Annotated in this window: 6 protein-coding genes; all 6 read left to right on the top strand. The window is 66.8% G+C overall.

The genetic code is table 11. The features are described 5' to 3' along the window. The first annotated feature begins 234 nt into the window (after nt 1-234). Genes pglW through AB0M63_RS23115 form a run of 6 tightly spaced genes read left to right on the top strand, consistent with a single transcriptional unit; the run spans nt 235 to nt 18,540 of the window. Nucleotides 235-4,680: a BREX system serine/threonine kinase PglW gene (gene pglW, locus AB0M63_RS23140; RefSeq protein WP_366020677.1), complete on the top strand. Its 4,446-nt coding sequence runs from the start codon at nt 235-237 to the stop codon at nt 4,678-4,680. After that, complete coding sequence (gene pglX, locus AB0M63_RS23135) at nt 4,677-8,408, top strand: BREX-2 system adenine-specific DNA-methyltransferase PglX (RefSeq protein ID WP_366020676.1); 3,732 nt, start codon at nt 4,677-4,679, stop codon at nt 8,406-8,408. Before pglW ends, pglX begins: the two co-directional genes overlap by 4 nt. Then, nucleotides 8,401-12,303, top strand: coding sequence for a PglY protein (locus tag AB0M63_RS23130; protein ID WP_366020675.1), 3,903 nt, complete (start codon nt 8,401-8,403; stop codon nt 12,301-12,303). The genes pglX and AB0M63_RS23130 overlap by 8 nt, the downstream gene beginning before the upstream one ends. After that, a complete protein-coding gene (gene pglZ, locus AB0M63_RS23125; RefSeq protein WP_366020674.1) occupies nt 12,303-15,086 on the top strand; it encodes a BREX-2 system phosphatase PglZ in 2,784 nt (927 codons plus the stop codon). The genes AB0M63_RS23130 and pglZ overlap by 1 nt, the downstream gene beginning before the upstream one ends. Continuing rightward, nucleotides 15,083-16,411, top strand: a complete 1,329-nt coding sequence (gene brxD / locus AB0M63_RS23120) for a BREX system ATP-binding protein BrxD (protein ID WP_366020673.1) — start codon at nt 15,083-15,085, stop codon at nt 16,409-16,411. Before pglZ ends, brxD begins: the two co-directional genes overlap by 4 nt. Then, nucleotides 16,408-18,540, top strand: a complete 2,133-nt coding sequence (locus AB0M63_RS23115; protein ID WP_366020672.1) for a DEAD/DEAH box helicase — start codon at nt 16,408-16,410, stop codon at nt 18,538-18,540. The genes brxD and AB0M63_RS23115 overlap by 4 nt, the downstream gene beginning before the upstream one ends. Nucleotides 18,541-18,697 lie beyond the last annotated feature (157 nt).

Genomic DNA, 18,697 nt, shown 5'->3' with positions numbered 1-18,697 from the left:
GAGGATCACCGAGCACCGTCCGCAGATGGCCGAAAGTTACAGCCCGAGATGCGCCAACTACCGTGCGCGTAAGGGGAGTTTCACGCCCCAGGCCTTGTATGCGGCCTCCGATCTGGCAAGGTGATCGATCATTGGATTAGTTTCGAGAAGCCGTGATTCTCCGCCACAGGCCAGTAGCACCGGCACACGTCGTACCGACGAGCGGACCCGGCTGCGAAAGGTGCGTGAACGGCGGTGGCGGCAGCAGGCGGCCCGGCGACTCCCAAGCCCGGCCAGCACCAGCCAAAGCGCTGGTACCAAACCCGGCCATCCCCCTTTCCGTGGGAGCAGGCGGCTCTCGACCACATCAAGCAGCGGATGCCGGTCACCGCCCCGCACTACTCGTGGTCGACCTTCTCCTTCACCGCCATGAGCGGCCGCATCAATGAGTGCGACCTGCTCATCGCCGTACCCCGCGGCCTTTATCTGGTCGAACTGAAAGGGCACCCCGGCCGGGTCGCGAACAGCGGCGACACCTGGAGCTTCCACGCCCCCGACGGCCGGATCCGTACGATCCGCAACCCTCTGCACCTCACCGACCTCAAGTCCAAGGAGCTGAAATCCCGGCTCCAGGAAGCGGCCCGCGAGCTCTACCCGAGCCTCCGCGTCCCCCGTATCGACCCGGCCGTCTTCCTCTCCGACCCTCTACTCCAGAGCGAACTGGACACAGTTCAGCGCACCCATGTCTACGGACGCGACGGCGTCCGGAGCGGACTCCCAGGGATCTGGGACGAGTTCCTCAGCCTGCCGCCGGAGCGCGAGAACTGGCGGGTCAGGGAGGACTTCACCCGGCACCTGCCCGAGTTGATGAAGAAGATCGGGGTGCGGGCATCAACCGCTCACCTCGACTTCGGCGACGGCTGGAAGCTCGCCTCCCGCCCCCTGGACGCGGGCCCCACGTGGGAGGACCGGCTCGCCGAGCGCAAGGAGATGATCCACGAGGAAGGCCGGGTCCGGGTCTATCTCGTCGAGCAGCAGGCGAGCGAGGAAAAGCGGCGTTCTACGAGCCGTGCCGCCGAGCGCGAGTACCAGGTGCTCCAGGGCATCACCCACCGAGGTATCGCCCAGGCCGTGGCCCTGCGCCAGCATCAGGGCGGCCCCGCGATCCTCTTCCGCCACCGGGAAAGCGATCTGCGGCTGGACAACTACCTTGCCGTCTACGGCGCGAAACTGACTGAAGCGGTACGCCGTGACATGGTGCGCCAACTCGCCGAGGCCGTCCGCTACGCCCACCGCCGCTCGCTCTACCACCGCGCGCTGGCGGCCCGTTCGGTATACGTCAGCGCACACGAGAACGGCAGCGACCCCGTTCTGCGAATCATCGACTGGCAGGCATCCGCCCGCGACTTCGACACCACCTCACTGCGCTCGCTGGGCGAGAGTTCCTTCACTGGGGAGCACATCGAGGACGCCGCCCAGTGCTACCTCGCACCCGAGACCGACGCCGACTACCCGGACCCGGTGGACCTCGATGTCTTCGGCATCGGCGCGGTGGCGCACCACATCCTGACCGGGATGCCTCCCGCAGAGACCCGTACCGCGCTCAAGGAGCGACTCACGGCCGACGGCGGACTGCACATGTATGCGGTCAGCGACGCCATGGACGCCGGACTCGACGAGCTGGTGTACGCCGCCACCCGAGCCTCCGTCGACGATCGGCTGGACTCGGCCGACGCCTTCCTCAAGCAACTCGATGATGCCGAACAGGCCAGCGCCGCCCAGGCCGTCGCCGTGGAGGCCGACCCCCTCACTGCCACCCCCGGTCAGGCCGTCGACGGCGATTGGACCGTCGAGCGAGTCCTCGGCTCGGGTGCCACGGCACGTGCGCTGTATGTGACACGCGTTACCGAGGACGAGCGCGGCACAAGGACGGCGGAAGAGCGGGTCCTCAAGGTCGCCCTGGACGCAGACAAGAACGAGCGTCTCGCCTCCGAGGCCGCAGCCCTTCAACAGATCAGCAGCGGACGCATCGTCAAACTGTACGAAGGTCCGCGGACCATTGGCGGCCGGACTGTCCTTGCTCTGGAGTACGCGGGCCCCGAAACACTCGGCCAGCGGCTGGCCAGCCATGGGCAGCTGGGCTACGAGGAACTGGCGTCCTTCGGCGAGGACCTTTTCACCGCGCTGGACGACCTTGCGGCCAAAAGTATGCGCCACCGCGACCTCAAGCCTTCCAATCTCGGGATCAAGGTCCGGGACGACGACGAGCAGCAGCTCGTGCTGTTCGACTTCTCCCTGGCCAATGTCTCCGACCGGGACATCAAGGCGGGCACCCGCGGCTATCTCGATCCGTTTCTGGGCGATGCACGGCGTCCTATTTACGACGACTACGCGGAGCGGTACGCCGCCGCCGTCGTCCTGCACGAGATGGCCGCCGCCGAGCGCCCCATGTGGGGCAACGGCGCGGACGATCCGCTCACAGCGCTGAAGGACGAGCTACCACTGCTCGCCGCCGACGCATTCGTGGGGGTTCTGAGGCCCGGTCTCGAAGCATTCTTCGAGCGGGCCCTGCACCGGGACATCAACCGCAGGTTCGAGTCGCTGCGCCAAATGCGGGACGCCTGGCGGGCGATCTTCACCGAGGCCGACCGCACCCAGCCTCCGCCGACCACCGACACCGTCTCGATACTCGGGGCCGGCGGGCTGCCGGAGGGACTCTCCGAGGACGGCATCCGGGATCTGTACGCGGAGAGGGCGAAGCTCGGAACGACCCTCAGGGATGCAGGGCTGACCGAGCGGGCGGCGGCTGTGGCCGAGGAACTCGGCGCGGTGACAGTCCGCGAGCTACTGGATGTGCCGTTGCCCCGCTTCCGGGGCAAGCGCGGAATCGGCGCGGTCGTCAAGAAGGAGCTCAACCGACGACACCGTCAGTGGACGTCTGCCCTGCGGCCGAGGAAGCCCAAGGCCGTGGCCGTGCCGGTACAGCCCACGGTGCCAGCGGCAGACGACATGCTCGGCGCCGAGCATGAGGCCCGGCAGAACGTGGAAAGGCTCGCCGCGCTCCTCAACCCGGTATTGGCCGGCCGCAAGGACAACAAGCGGCCGCAGGTCGTCGCGGCCTGGCTCGGGCTCGATGGAAAAGCGGAGCCGGGCGCCTGGCCGACCAACCGGCAGGTTTCGGAATCCGTCAAGGCCTCCGAGTACACGGTCTCCAGGCACCTAGGATCGGCGATCGGCGAGTGGGCCTCTGCGGACTGGATGACCCTCCTGTGCGGCGAGCTGGTGGAAGCCGTCCAGGATGCAGGACGCGTGATGACCGCCCGCGAACTGGCCCGGGTGCTCAGCGCGGGTCATGGCTCCGAGAGCGAATCCACCGAGGGCACGGAGGCCGCCGCGCTCGCCGTCGTACGAGCCGCTGTCGCCGCCGAGACCCTCCTCACCGGCCGCGACGAGGACCATGAGCCCCGGCTCGCGCAGATGCGGCGGCGGGGGCGTCTGATCGTAGCCCTGGAGTCGCTGGACGGCTCCGACGATCCGACTTCCGATGAACTCGCCGCGTACGCCATTGAGTTGGGCGAGGCCGCCGAGAAGGTCGCTGCCGCCGAACCGCTACCTGACCGGGCCGCGGCGCTCCGCGACCTGCGTGCGGTGCGCACACCGGAAGGCATGGACCCGCTCCCGGACGCCCGTCTCGTCACCCTGGCCGCAGCGACTTCGGTAGGTGCCGCGGCCTCGCCCCGGCTTGAGCTATACCCCCGGACATTGGAGCTGTGGCGGGCTCTTCAGATCTCACAGGCCGCGGCGGGTGTACGACGCGAGGTCGGCATCAGCCTGGAGGGGCTGCTGGCTCGGTTGCGTTCCCGCTTCCCCGAGATGGTGCTGGGCAAGCCCACGTACATCGAGGTCGAGGACGCGCTCAAGAAGGCTGGCTTCACGCTGACGTACGAGACGGCCGAGGCGCGCTTCAAGCCTCCAATGCCAGTTTCTGCGGTGACCGGCAGCAGCTGGCTGTACTCCTCCACCGGCACGGTGACCGGAGCCTCTCGTGCGCTGGCGGCGGGAGCCGCCGCCGGGCGCGAGCCGTCGTTGCTGCTCGCCGCGAAGCTCGACTCCGCAGTACGGGAGGGCGGTTTCCTCGCACTGAACGTGCACGTCAAGCGGTTACGGGGTGAGACGGGTTCGGTTGCGGACGCGCTGGCGGAGGCATTCCCAGTCGTACCGGTGAGCCTGGCGCGAGTCTTCCTGGAGGAGTTCCGGGCGTTGGCGGGAGAGCACGGCACAGACTGGTCCAAAGTGCTGGGCGCGGACACGCGGTACACCAGGAGCGGTGAACTCCCGAGCGGGCTCAGGTCATTCGTGGTCCGGGTCTGGCCTCGCGTCGCTGCGCGGTTGGAGGAGACGGCTTCGCGGGAGCCGGGGACGGTGCTCTTCATTCACACTTCTGGGCTGCTCGCGCACTACTACGAGGCAGGTGGGCACGACCTGCTGATCAGCTTGCAATCCGGGGCGCGCAAGCCAGGCAGGCGGCCGCATGGACTGTGGTTGCTCACCCCTTCGCACAATCCGCAGGCCGGACCTGAGCTGGACGGGCGCACGGTAGAGATAACCGGCGGCGACGCGGAACGCGCGGTACTGACCGAGGGCTTCCTGAAGGACTTGGCCGCGGTCTCGGCCGCACATCGAGAGGGTTTGGGGCAGTGAGCGCGCGCGGTAGCGGCCAGGACGGATTACTGAAGGACCTCCGCAAGCAGGTGGCGCTCCTGGAGGACGACTTGCGGGTGCGCAGTGAGTCGGTGGAGGAATACCGGGACCGGGTCACGGACGAGTACACGCGCGCCTGCGCCGCCGGGCGAACAGCGGCTATGTACGAGACATGGCGCGACGAACGGGTCACGCAGGTCGCGGCGGCGTGGGTGCTGGGGTGCGTCTTCGTCCGATTCTGTGAGGACAACAAGCTAATCCCGCGTCCGTGGCTAGCAGGTGTCGGCGATCGTCTCAAGGACGCGGAGGACAACGACGCGGCGTTCTTCGCCGCGAACCCGGAGAAAAACGACCGCGACTGGATCATCGCGGCATTTGATCATCTTGCTGGCACCAACTCTACGGTGGCGGGGCTCTTCGACCGCGCACACAACCCGCTGTGGGAGATTTCGCCTTCATATGAGGCAGCAACAGCGTTGTTGAAGTTCTGGCGGCGGGTCGGTTCGGACGGCGAGATCGTGCACTCGTTCGTGAACGAGGACTTGGACACCCGGTTCCTGGGTGATCTGTATCAAGACCTGAGCGAGCACGCACGGAAGACGTACGCGCTGCTCCAGACCCCGGTGTTCGTCGAGGAGTTCATCCTCGACCTGACATTGGAGCCGGCGGTGAAGGAGTTCGGCCTCGAGCCGGTCGTCTCCCTCGTTGACGGGTACGGCGTGGCACGGGAACTACCTGCAGGGCTGCGCACGATCGACCCGGCATGCGGGTCTGGGCACTTCCTGCTGGGAATATTCCAGCGGCTGCTGGAGAAGTGGCGTGAATTCGACAAGAGCGCGGACGACTGGACGCTGATCCGGCGGGCGCTAGACGCGGTGCACGGGTGCGACAAGAACCCATTCGCGGTGGCGATCGCGCGGTTCCGGCTGATGATTGCTGCGCTCAAAGCTGCGGACGCGGAGCGGCTGGATGCGGCTCCTGAGTTCCGAATCAACCTGGCAGTCGGGGACTCTTTGCTCCACGGACGCGGAGCCCCAGGGATTCGCCAGGGGCTGCATTCCGATCATGAACAGTTCTTTTACACCACCGAAGACGTCTATGACTTCACGATGAGCTGCGACCTACTCGGGAGAGGTTCGTACCACGTAGTAGTCGGCAACCCGCCGTACATCACAGTAAAGGACAAGCAAGAAAACCAGGCCTACAGGGAACGGTACGACACCTGCGCAGGAACATATGCGTTATCGATACCATTCGCGCAGCGGATCTTCGAACTAGCAGTGCGCACGAGTGGGTCAGAGCGCGCAGCAGGGTTCACGGGGCAGATTACGGCAAACTCTTTCATGAAGCGCGAGTTCGGAAGGAAGCTGATCGACTGGTTCCATCAAAAGGTCGACTTGACGCATGTCGTCGACACCTCCGGAGCCTACATTCCGGGGCACGGAACGCCAACGGTCATCCTGGTTGGGCGAAATCGCACGGCTTACCAGAAAGATCCAGTCCGCACTGTCCTGGGAATCCGCGGCGAACCCTCACAACCGGATGATGCATCAAGCGGTTTCGTCTGGTCCGCCATTGATCAGCAGATCGATCAACCTGGCAGCGAGAGCGAATGGGTTTCATCAGTCGATTCTGCACGCGACCAGCTCGCAGAACACCCATGGTCTCTAAATGGTGGCGGGGCCGGGGAAATCGCCGAGGCGATCGCGTCAGGGCGACGGAAGCTGGGCTCCATAGCTACCAGCATCGGGCGAACAACGGCAACTGGCGCGGACGACGCCTTCTTCCTTCCGGACCTAAACACTGCACGACGCCTCAGAGACCAATCGGCAGTTCGCACACTCATCACGGGTGACGTTGTTCGAGATTTCAGATTCACGGATTCCGTCGCAGTACGCAACCCCTATTCGGGTCCAGAAAACCGACAGACCATCAATTCGGACCACCACCTCATCAAACATAGTTTGTGGCCGTTCCGAACCCAATTATCAAAACGCGTCATCTTCGGCAAGACCGTAATCGAGAACGATTACCCTTGGTTCTGCCATCTCGAAAACTATTCGAGCAAGCTCAAAACTCCGAATGGAATATCTTTCGCCTTCGTTGCCACGCATAATCACTTCACTCTCGACACCCAGTCACGTCTATTCAATCGTTCCGCGCCGGTGATCAAACTTCCGGAAAGCTCAAGCGAGGACGAGCACTTGGCACTGCTGGGAGTACTCAACTCGTCGGCAGCGTGCTTTTGGCTCAAGCAGGTCTGCCACGATAAGGGTAGCCAGTCGGGAACCGGCGGCTTCATGCACGACGAATGGGAACGCTTCTACGAATTCGCTGGGGCCAAACTTCAAGATTTTCCGCTCCCTGACCAGCTCCCCCTAAACCTCGGCCGTACTCTCAACATTCTTGCTCAAGACGTGGCCATGCACGAGCCCTCGGCCATATGCGCCGCCGATGAGCCGCCCACTCGCACTCGTCTCGATGCCGCCCGGGACATCTGGACGTGCACCCGCCAGCGCATGGTCGCTCTCCAGGAGGAGCTCGACTGGGAGGTTTATCACTCCTACGGACTTCTCGCCGACGACGAGAAAGCCCGACTTACATCCTCCTTGCCCGTCACCATCCCCCAAGTGAAACTCGGGGAACGGGCATTCGAGATCGTGTTGGCTCGGAGGCAAGCAACCGGCGAGGCTGAGACAGTGTGGTTCGGCAGACACGGCTCCACTCCCGTCACCGATATCCCAGCCCACTGGCCAGACGGGTACCGAGACATCGTGCAGGCCCGCATCGACACCATCGCCGCTCGCCGCGACATTGAGCGCATCGAGCGTCCCGAGTGCAAGCGCCGCTGGGCCACCGACCCGTGGGAAAAACAGGAGAAGGTCGCTCTGCGGACCTGGCTACTTGACCAGTGCGAGGACAAGTCCCTCTGGTTCCACATCCTCAACGACTTCGAACAGCCCCGCACCCTCAGCGTCGGCCAGCTCGCCGACGAACTCGAAAGGCGCCCGGACGCGGACGCGATCCTCAACACCGCATCGCTTTACGCCGCCCACCTCGGCAAGCCGAACCTCTCCTTCGCCCAGATCCTCCAGGACGTGGTCGACGCCGAGCATGTCCCCTACCTCGCCGCATACCGCTACAAGGACACCGGGCTTCGCAAGCGCTCGCAGTGGGAGGACGTCTGGGAGAAGCAGCGCGAGGAGGACCGTACCGGCGAGCATCTCGATATCGCCGTACCGCCGAAGTACACCTCCGCGGACTTCATCAAGCAGTCCTACTGGTCGAACCGCGGAAAGCTGGACGTCCCCAAGGAGCGGTTCGTGTCCTATCCAGGCGCCAATCCGGACTCCGACCCGACCCTGCTCCTGGGTTGGGCCGGCTGGGACCAACGCGACCAGGCCACCGCCCTGCTGAACCTCGTCAGTGAGCGCCGCAAACAGCAGGACTGGCCCACCGAACGGCTCGTACCGCTGCTCGCCGGGATCGCGGAACTGATGCCGTGGCTGCGGCAGTGGTTCGGGGAGGTGGACGAGGAGTGGGGCGAGGAATCGGCCGCCGAGGAGTTCCAGAGCTTCCTGGACGGGGAGTTGGCACGCGAACAGCTCACCCCCGGCGCACTCACCGACTGGCGTCCGGCGAAGAAGACCCGGGCAGGCAGGTCAACCGCAACAGCGAAGACAACCGCAACGACGGCCAAGAAGAGGGCGGCGGAAGACGATGAGTAGCAGCGGCGGCGACCTTTACCTCCGGGACGTATTGGACCTCCCCGAGTCCGTCCTTGCCGGATCGTTCAAGGTCGAGCTGTCCGGAGGTTTCGATGAGACCGCCGAGCGTGTACGCGAGTATGTGGTCACCCCACAGCTGGAGCAGTCACTCCGTCGGGCGCTGAAGATCGTTGAGGCGTCGGTGCGGGCGGGGTCGTCCAACGCCGCATATCTTCACGGCTCGTTCGGCTCCGGCAAGAGCCACTTCATGACCGTGTTGCACGCCATCCTCTCCAACGATCCGGCCGCCCGCGCCAAGCCCACACTCCAGCCAATCATCGCGGACCACGACACATGGCTACGGGACCAGAAGTTCCTGATGGTGCCGTTCCACCTGGTCGGCGCGACGGACCTGGACTCGGCGATCCTCGGCGGCTATGTCGCCACGGTTCGGCGGCTGCACCCGGACTCGCCCGTGCCACCGGTCTACCGGGCGGACGCGATGTTCGACGACGCCCGCCGCCAGCGGGAGTTCTTCGCGGACGACGCGCAGTTCGTACGCTGGCTCGGTAACCCCGCGCTGCCGGAGGACACGAATGCCACCCCGCAGCAAGCCACCGACGACGAAAGCGACCTAGAGGACCTCGACGTCAAGGAGGCCCCGAAGGTCTGGACCCCGGCCCTCCTTGACCTTGCCTTAACATCCGCCCCCGGCGAGCAGGTCCGCGACTGGCTGGCGTCCGCACTGCTCTCCGGCCCGTACTCCTCGTACTCCCGTGGCGCACTCGGCGCGAAGAACGCCTTCCTGCCCCTCGAAAACGGGCTGGACATCATCAGCCGGCACGCCAAGTCCCTTGGCTACGACGGGCTGATCCTCTTCCTCGACGAGCTGATCCTCTGGCTCCAAGCGCATCTGCGCGAGCGGACCTTCGTCAATGACGAAGTCAACAAACTGGTCAAGCTGATCGAGTCCGGTACGGGTGGCCGCGCGCTGCCAGTCGTCTCCTTCATATCCCGCCAGCGCGACCTGTCCGAGCTGATCGGCTCAGACGCGGTCGGCGCGGAGGCCAAGAACCTGGAGCAGCAGGTCAAATACCTTGCGGGCCGTATCGACCCGATCAGTCTGGAGGACCGCAACCTCCCGGAGATCATCAAGGAGCGGGTCCTCAAGCCCAAGGACGACGCGGCGAAGGCCGCACTCGAAGCAGCCTTCGCCCGGGTCGAGACGTCCAACCAGTCGGTACGCGATGTGCTTCTCGACGCCAACGGCGCCACCCACGCCGACTGGGCCGACTTCAAGTCGCTCTACCCGGTCTCGCCCGTCCTCCTCAACGTCCTGGTCGCGCTCTCCGGCGCTCTCCAGCGCGAGCGCACCGGCCTCAAGCTGCTCCAGCAGATGCTCTACAAGCGGCGCGAAGACATGAAGGTCGGCGAGCTGATCCCGCTGGGCGACCTGTGGGACGTACTGGCCGAGGGGATGGGCGAGGCGTTCACGGACCGGCTGCGCAGCGAGGCGGAGGCGGCAACTCGCTTCCACGGCAAGGTAAAGGAGCATCTGCTGCAGAAGTACGGCTCCCCAGACGACACCAAGTTCAAGGCCGACGACCGGTTCGTCAAGACGATGCTGCTCGCCTATCTCGCCCCCGAAGTGCCTGCCCTCGCCCGGCTGACCGGGCCGCGCCTTTCCGCACTCAACCACGGATCGATCCGCTCCCGCACCGGGCAGGAGGACCGGATCGTGGTCAAGCGGATGCAGGAGCTCCAGGCGCAGTTCCCCGGCGAGCTGCGCAGTGACGGCAACGACGTGGACCCAGTGTTCACGCTGCATCTGTCCGACCTGGATGTGGAACCGATCCTGGACAGCGTCGGCGAGAAGGACACTCTCGGCGCACGCAAGCGGTGGGTGCAGGAGTGGCTGTGGCGGGAGCTGGTGATTGCCGACAACGGCACCCTTGTCGCCGACCGCGAGGTCGTCTGGCACGGCACCAGGCGGACGGCCGAGTTCGTCTTCGAGAACGTGCGCGATACGCAGATCCTCCCCGACACACAGTTCGAGCCGTCCGCGCCGGACCGGATCCGTTTCGTCATCGACTATCCCTTCGACGAGAACGACAAGGGCCTGCCCAGCGCGGACGAAAACCGGGTCTTCCGGTTGCAGCGGGAGAAGCCGGATGCGCCGACCGTTGTATGGCTGCCGTCCTTCCTCTCCGCTCAGCGGGGGACCCAGCTCGGCCGGCTCCTGAAGATCAACTACCTGCTGGAGCGCGACCGGCTGAAGGACTTCGCGACCCATTTGTCCTCAGACGACCAGGTACGTGTCAAGCATCAGTTGGAGGCGCAGCGCGAGACCCTCGTCTCGCAACTGGGTCAGGTGCTGCACCAGGCGTACGGGATCGCCAAGGCCAACGAGACCGACCTCGGGGCCCAGGTCACCGAGGGCAAACACGTCCACTCGCTGTATGCCGGACACACTCCGCAGCTCCAGGGCGGCGGCGTCTTCAAGTACAACCTGCTGAAGCTCGCCGATGGCCTGCTGGACTCGATGTATCCCAAGCATCCGAACTTCGACCGCCAGGAGAGCCGCAAACCGGTCACTCCCGCGAAGTTCAAGATGGCGTACGGGTGGATCGCGAAGGCTATGGACGACGGCTCGCGCCGGGTCGTGGTCGACAGCCGCGAACTGACGGATGTGGCGCGGATCGTGCATCCCTTGGAGTTGGGTGAGGTGCACGACGGGCCGCTGAACGTCTCCACGGACTGGCGCCGTCACATCGACCAGCAGGCGGCCAAGCACGGCGCGAAGGGCGACTTTCCGGTCGAGGACATCCGCACCTGGATCGCCGAGCTCGGCTGGACGGGCCTTGACAAGTTGGTCTCGAACCTGGTTATCGCGACGTACGCGCTGCTGTCCGACCGCTCCTGGATCTACCGTGGCAAGGCCGAACAAGCCCCTGCGCTCGACCAGTTCGGTCCCGGCTGGGCACTGCGGGCGCAGGAGCGGCCCAGCGAGGACGAGTTCACAGCGGCGCACACGCGGGCCGCCGCACTGTTCGGCACGAGCGTGCCGCAGGTGCTGTTCACCAGGAATGTCAACGCGCTCGCGGCGGATGTTCGTGCGAAGGCCGAAGAGCGCGAGGCTGCTGTCAATGGGCTGCGGCGCGCACTGACCCGGTACCGAAGTGCCCTCGGCATCAGCGGGGAGACACTGAGCGCACGCGAGCAGTCGGTGCGGGACGCTGCCGATCTGCTGGCGCGGATCAAACAGAACCCGGAGGCGACACCGCTCGCGCGGGATCTGGCGGCTGCGACGTATCTGAGCACCGATGTGGTGCTGGCCAAGACGATGTCCTCGGCGCAGCGGGTACTGGAGGCGCTGGAGCGTACCGACTGGGATCTCATCGACAGCGTACGCAAGTACACCGGGCGCGGGGACGGTCTCGCCGACCGGTCCGAGCTGTTGCTCGCCGAGATCGCGGACGCGGCAGGGACCGACGAGTTCGACACAGATCTGGCCCCGGTACTGAGCAGCGCGCGCGGCCAGGCCGTGGCTCTGATCAACGAGGCAGCGCGGCTCAGCACGGTGACCCCCGTCGCGCCCGTCGCGCCCCCGCTGCCGCCCCCGCCTGTCGAGTCGGAGGCGATCGTCTCCCCTGCCCGGGCCGAGGACGACAGGCCGACCACGCACGGTCAGTCGCCATTGCCGGCTACGCCGACAGCCACCCGGCGGTCTCGGCGAGTGAAGGCCACGGACAGCGAAAGTGTCCTGGAAGCCGCACTCAGCAGGGCCCTGGCCGACGTACAGGGCGAGATCCGGGACTATGCGGCCGCGCACCCGGGCGTCGAGATCGAGATCAACTGGCAGGTGCTGCACGCGACTCAGGGCGACGGCGCGAGCGTGCCGGGCGGCGAGGACTGATGGGGGCCACAGTGCCCGAACTCGACCAGCGGGTCGTTACCGGGCTACTCACCACGCGTCTTGCCCACACGAAAGGCCGGCGGCTTGTGCTGGTCCACGGGAAGTACGCGTCCAACGGGCCCACGGAGTTCACCGTGCCGACTGGCGACGGCGAACGGCGCAGGGTTCGGGTCACGCACACCACTTCGGTGCTTGGCCTCACCGATGCCTGGCAGTCTCATCTGGCCACCGAGGGCGCGGACCTGCTGGTGGTCACCACTGATGTGCACGGTGACCGGATCGGCCTCGATCTGCTGGGCGAGATGGTGCGTTCGCAGATCATCGCCGTTGACGAGGCCGACATCGTCAAGCAGCTCTTCGGCGCCGCAGACCTTGACCCGCGGATGCGACGGGACCCGTGGCTGTGGCTGCCCGGCGCGCTGATCGTCGCCGAGCCGGTGGGCGGCTGGCCGCAGCACGGGGCCGTGCTCACCCTGGACGCGGCGATGCGAGCCCTCGTCGGGGTGCGGCTCGGGCTTGAGGGCGTCTTCGAGGATGGGGCATCGGTGGATGTCGATGCGCTGCTCACCTGGTCCCGTACGCCCGGCGGCCCGGAGCGCTTTGCCGCGCTGCCCGAAGCCGAACAGCAGGGCATCACCGACTGGCTGGCACAGAGCGCGGGCGAGGCCGCCCCTGTACTGCTGCGGCTCGCGCTCCGCGGCCGGGGGACCGAGGCAACCGCGCTCGGTGTACTGGCGTCCGTCATGACCGGAAAATCCGCGTCGGCCGACGCGGCCGTCGCACTGGGTACGGTCTTCGGCATGATCGGTTCCCGGCCCTCCGAACTGCGCGCCTACGCACGGGCGGTGGAAGGCACGCTGACCCGCTGGATCGGTGAGGCGGCGGGGCGGGGGCCGCAGAGCGTCGATGCCCGGCAGCGGGTGCTCGACGTACTGCTCCAGGCCGACGAGCTGGCGGGCAGCGCCCATCTGACATCTGCGCTCGCCGACAACCCGTTTCTTCCCTCCGGCTTCCAGGCACGACTGCATCGGCTGGCCGAGGCGCTTACTGAGGGACCGGAGGAGGCACAGGCAGCCTGGGATCACGTTCAAGAGCATCATCTCGGCGCCGTCTTCTATCCGAAGCGGGTCGAGCTGGCGCGCATGGCGGTACGGCTGAGGCACTGGCTAGACGGGCAGGAGCCTGTGGTGTCCTCGGTCGACCAGGCCCTGCACACACACGTCGCCGACTGGGGGTGGGTGGACCGGGCGCTGGCCCAGCTGTGGGTGGGCGACGCCGAGGCCGAGGCCGCTCTGGTCGAGGCGTACCGCACCGTGCACGACGCGGCGCGACGGAGGCGAGCGGAGATCGACGAAGCCTTCGCGGCCGAGCTCGGACCGTGGACGCAGCACGCAAGTGCTGCGCAGCCCGGTGGAGTGCTGCTCATCGAGGACGTACTGCGGACGGTCGCCTTGCCGCTGGCGGCCGAGCGGCCGCCGCTGGTGCTCGTCCTGGACGGGATGAGTAGCGCGGTCGCGGCTCAGCTCGGCGAAGAGCTGACAGGTGTGGGGCGGTGGCGCGAACTGTCCGGCGGGGGGCGGCGGGCGGCCGCGGTCGCGACGATTCCGTCGGTGACGTTGCTCAGCAGGGCCACACTCTTGTGCGGGCGTCCGGTGTCGGGCGGGCAGAGCGTGGAGAAGGAGGGATTCGCCGCTTTCTGGCAGGAGAACGGGCATGCTGCAGCCCTCTTCCACAAAAACGAGATTCCCGGACCTGCGGGGCACCTGCTCGATCCGCGGCTGGTCGCGGCGATCGCCTCGGACGCCGTGGTGGGTGTCGTTCTGGACGCCATCGAAGAGAGTCTCGACCACGGCCAACGGAGTTCACTCGCGGACTGGGCTGTGAGCCGTGTGAAGTACCTCCCCGAGCTACTCAACTCCGCGCGTGGGCAAGGGCGTCCGGTGGTGCTGGTGTCCGATCACGGCCATGTGCTGGACCGGCAGGGGCCCGAGCTGGGACCGGTGGCTGCTGAGGGTGTTGAGTCGGCCCGCTGGCGTACGGGGACGACAGTCAGTGAAGGCGAGGTCGTGCTGGACGGACCGCGGGTGCTGGAGAACGGCGGCCGCGTCACCGTGCCCTGGTCGGAGGAGATCTGCTATACCCCGCGCAGAGCCGGGTACTACGGCGGTGCGGCACTCGCCGAGATGACGGTGCCGGTACTGGTGCTGGCGCCGTCTGCCGACCTCGCGCCCGTGGGTTGGGCCGAGCTGCCGCGTGAGTCCGTGCAACCGCCGTGGTGGGAGGCGAATACCGCACTGGCGCCGGTGACGGCTCCCGCTCCCGCACCGTCCTCCAAGCCTGTGAGGAAAACGCCGTCAGCCAAGCCGAAGGCCCGGCCACAGGAGGGTGAGCTCTTCACCGACGACGCGGTCCCGGTTCCCGTGGCCAAGGCAGCGCCCGCCGTGCCGGCTCCGCACACGCTCGGCCGCCAGGTCGTCGCCACCAAGCTCTACGAGCAGCAGGGCAAGTTCGTCCGCAAAACCCCTGACCGCAAGGTGGTGGCCGCCGTCATCGACGCACTCGAAGCTTCGGGTGGCACGCTCTCGCTCGCGGCGGTCGCCGCGGCCGCTGTCGCTTCGGGCGGCCGCACGCACACCCGCCCCGAGGGCTTCGTCACCGTGCTGACCCGGCTGCTGAACATCGAAGGCTACGAGGTCGTCAGCCTGATCGACTCCCGGACCCGGGTCCGGCTCAACCGCGACACACTGCGCGAGCAATTCGAACTGCCCAAGGGGAGCGCATGAGCGCCGCACCCGTGAGCGCGGCCCGCCGACGCGAGGTCATCGACGCGCTGCGGCGCGGGACCGTGCCCCAGTCCGGCCTCGATCTGTTCGCAGTCGGCCTCGAACGCTTCACGCCCGCGCTGGACGAGCGGATCGCCACGATCACCACAGGCGGCGCGGCCTTCCACGCGATCCGCGGCGAGTACGGCTCCGGCAAGACCTTCTTCGCGCGCTGGCTCGCCGAACGGGCGAAGCGGGCGGGGCTCGCCGCCGCCGAGATCCAGATCTCGGAGACGGAGACGCCTCTTCACAAGCTGGAGACGGTCTACCGGCGGCTCACCGAACGGCTGACCACCGCGACCGAACCGGCCAGCGCCCTGCGCTCGGTAATCGACGGATGGTTCTACACCCTTGAGGAAGAGGTTAACGAGGCACAGCCCGAACTCGCCGAAGACAGCGTGACGTTGGAGGCGGCCGTCGAAGCCCTGACGGAAGAGCGGCTGCGTGCCGTCGCCCAGACCACCCCCGCCTTCTCCGCCGCACTGCGCGGCTACCGCAAGGCCACCCTGGACGGAGATGCGGCGACCGCGGAGGCTGTCATCGCCTGGCTCGGCGGCCAGAAGTCGGTCGCCGCTTCCGCGCGGCGCACAGCCGGCGTACGCGGAGATCTCGACCACTTCGCGGCGCTCGGCTTCCTCCAGGGGCTGCTCACCGTGCTGAAGGACTGCGGGCATCCCGGACTTCTGGTGGTCCTCGACGAGATCGAGACCCTGCAGCGGGTGCGGGGAGATGTACGGGAGAAGGGGCTCAACGCCCTGCGGCAGCTACTCGACGAGATCGACGCAGGCCGCTTCCCCGGTCTCTTCCTGGTGATCACCGGCACCCCTGCCTTCTACGACGGGCAGCAGGGCGTTCAGCGGTTGCCCCCGCTCGCCCAGCGACTGGCCACCGACTTCTCCACCGACCCGCGCTTCGACTCGCCACGTGCAGTGCAGCTGCGCCTGACCGGTTTCGACCTCCAGCGACTGGGTGAACTCGGTCATTCTGTAAGAGACTTGTATGCAGGAGCGGCCCGGAATCCTGAGCGTGTCGCCTCGCTCGTCGACGATGGGTACGTGGCAGAGCTGGCCACCGCGATGACGGGAAGGCTCGGCGGGCGGGCCGGGATCGCGCCGCGTCTGTTCCTGCGCAAGCTCGTCGCGGACGTACTGGACCGGGTGGACGAGTTCGAGGATTTCGACCCGCGTAAGCACTACGCGCTGACGTTGAACGCCGACGAGCTGAGCGAGGTCGAGCGAAACGCGGCGGCGGACAGCGCCGACGAGATCGAGCTGGAGCTGCCGTGACGGGCGCCCCCGAGCCATTGGATCGATTGCACCCCGGGCTGGTCCACCACATCGTCAACACCCTGGAATGGCCCGGGCTTCGGCCGCTTCAGGAAGAGTCGATCGAACCGCTGCTGGACGGCTCGGATGCCGTACTCCTCGCTCCGACCGCAGGCGGAAAGACCGAGGCCGCGTCGTTTCCTCTGTTGTCGAAGATGGCGGCGGAGAACTGGACAGGAACGTCCGTCCTGTACGTCTGTCCTCTCAAAGCGCTGCTGAACAATCTTCTGCCACGTCTGGAGACGTACACCTCCTGGCTGGGACGGACCGCTGCCTTGTGGCACGGAGATGTCTCACAGCCACGTCGTAAGAAAATCCTGCGCGACCGCCCGGACGTACTGCTGACAACACCCGAGTCTCTGGAAGCGATGCTGGTCAGCACGAACGTCGACCATCGGGCCTTCTTCTCCGGGCTGAGGGCGATCGTGGTGGACGAGGTGCATGCCTTCGCAGGGGACGACCGGGGCTGGCACCTGCTGGCCGTGCTCGAACGGCTGGAGCGGGTTGTCGGGCGTCCGGTGCAGCGGATCGGGCTCTCCGCAACGGTGGGCAACCCGGAGCAACTGCTCACCTGGCTGCAAGGCTCGGGAAGCAGACAGCGCACGGCGCAAGTCGTCGCCCCGCATCTGCGCGAGGAAAAACCCGTACTGCCGCCACCCGGCGACGTCCAACTCGACTATGTGGGGTCGCTGGAGAACGCAGTCACAGTAATCGCCGCCCTGCACCGCGGCGAAAAACGACTGGTGTTCTGCGAATCGCGCCGCCAGGTCGAGAAACTCGGCGAAGGCCTGCGGGCGAAAGGTGTGACCACGTTCTTGTCACACGCCTCATTGTCGGTGGATGAGCGGCGGCGGGCGGAAGAGGCATTCGCCGACGCACGGGACTGCGTGATCGTCTCAACCAGCACACTGGAACTCGGCATCGACGTAGGCGACTTGGACCGTGTCATCCAGATCGACGCGCCTGGCACCGTGGCCTCCTTCCTCCAGCGCCTCGGCCGCACCGGCCGACGGCCCGGCTCCACCCGCAACTGCCTCTTCCTCACCGTCGACGAGGACGGCCTGCTCAGTGCGGCAGCCCTGCTCCTGCTGTGGTCGCGCGGCTGGGTGGAACCTGTCGTAGCCCCGCCTGAACCCCGGCACATCGTCGCCCAGCAAGTACTGGCCCTCTGCCTGCAGGAACACCGCGTGGGAGACCGGCTCTGGCAGGAATGGTGGGGCGGGCTCGGCCCCTTCGGTCCGTCAGCCGAGCCCATCGTTCGTCACCTGCTCGCGGAGGGGTACCTGGACCGGGACGGAGGCATGTTGTTCATCGGTCCCGAGGCCGAACGCCGCTTCGGCTACCGGCACTTCATGGATCTCACAGCGGTCTTCACCGCTCCCCCGGAATTCGCGGTCCTGTCGGGCCGTACCGAAATCGGCACGACCAATCCCGCATTGCTCACCGAAGAGGTGCCGGGCCCAAGGCGCCTGCTCCTCGCCGGGCGGAGCTGGCAGGTGACCTACATCGATTGGTCCCGCCGTCGATGTTTCGTCGAACCGGTCGAGAGCGGCGGCAAGGCGCGGTGGGGTGGAGCGGGCTCGGGCCGAAGCGCCTCGTACGAGCTGACCCGCGCTGCACGGGAGGTACTGCTCGGCGCCGATCCGCCGGTTTCCGTTACCCGACGCGCGGAGGCTGCGCTCGCCCAGGCCCGTGAGGACAGCGCGGAACTGGTCCACCCCGACGGAACAGTGATCGTGCGAGGCGGGCATGACACCAATGTGCGCTGGTGGACCTGGGCCGGCTACCGGGCGAACGCCACCCTCGCCGCCACGCTCACCACCGTCGCCGATCCGCTCCAGCGGCCCACCGACTCCTGTATCCGACTCCGCGAGGACGTGACGCCCTCGGAATGGAAGAAGGCCACTTCCGAGGCCGCCGACCAGCTGTGTCTACCCTCGGTGGACTCCCGCGCGTTGAACGGCCTCAAGTTCAGTGCCGCACTGCCACCTCGCCTTGCGGAAGCGACGCTTGCCGCACGTCTGGCGGACCTCCAAGGTGCAGCCGTTACCTTGCGAGAGACGTCCACGTTCAGCAAGCCTCGTGGGTAGTAGCGGTTCCTCGCGGATACCGCGCCCGGTACCCGCATCGACGACCGACAGCGGTCAGGCCCAGGCGATCCCGTGCCGCGGTGCTGGGCAAGGGCCGCTGCTCAGACAGTCGGCCTGTCTTCGCAAGCCTCGGTGTTTCACCACGAATTCCAAGAAC

Origin of the sequence: Streptomyces sp. NPDC051576 (assembly GCF_040681835.1) — a bacterium.
Taxonomy (GTDB): domain Bacteria; phylum Actinomycetota; class Actinomycetes; order Streptomycetales; family Streptomycetaceae; genus Streptomyces.
Note: the sequence above shows the minus strand (reverse complement) of the source record. Positions and strands in the feature narration are given on the sequence as shown.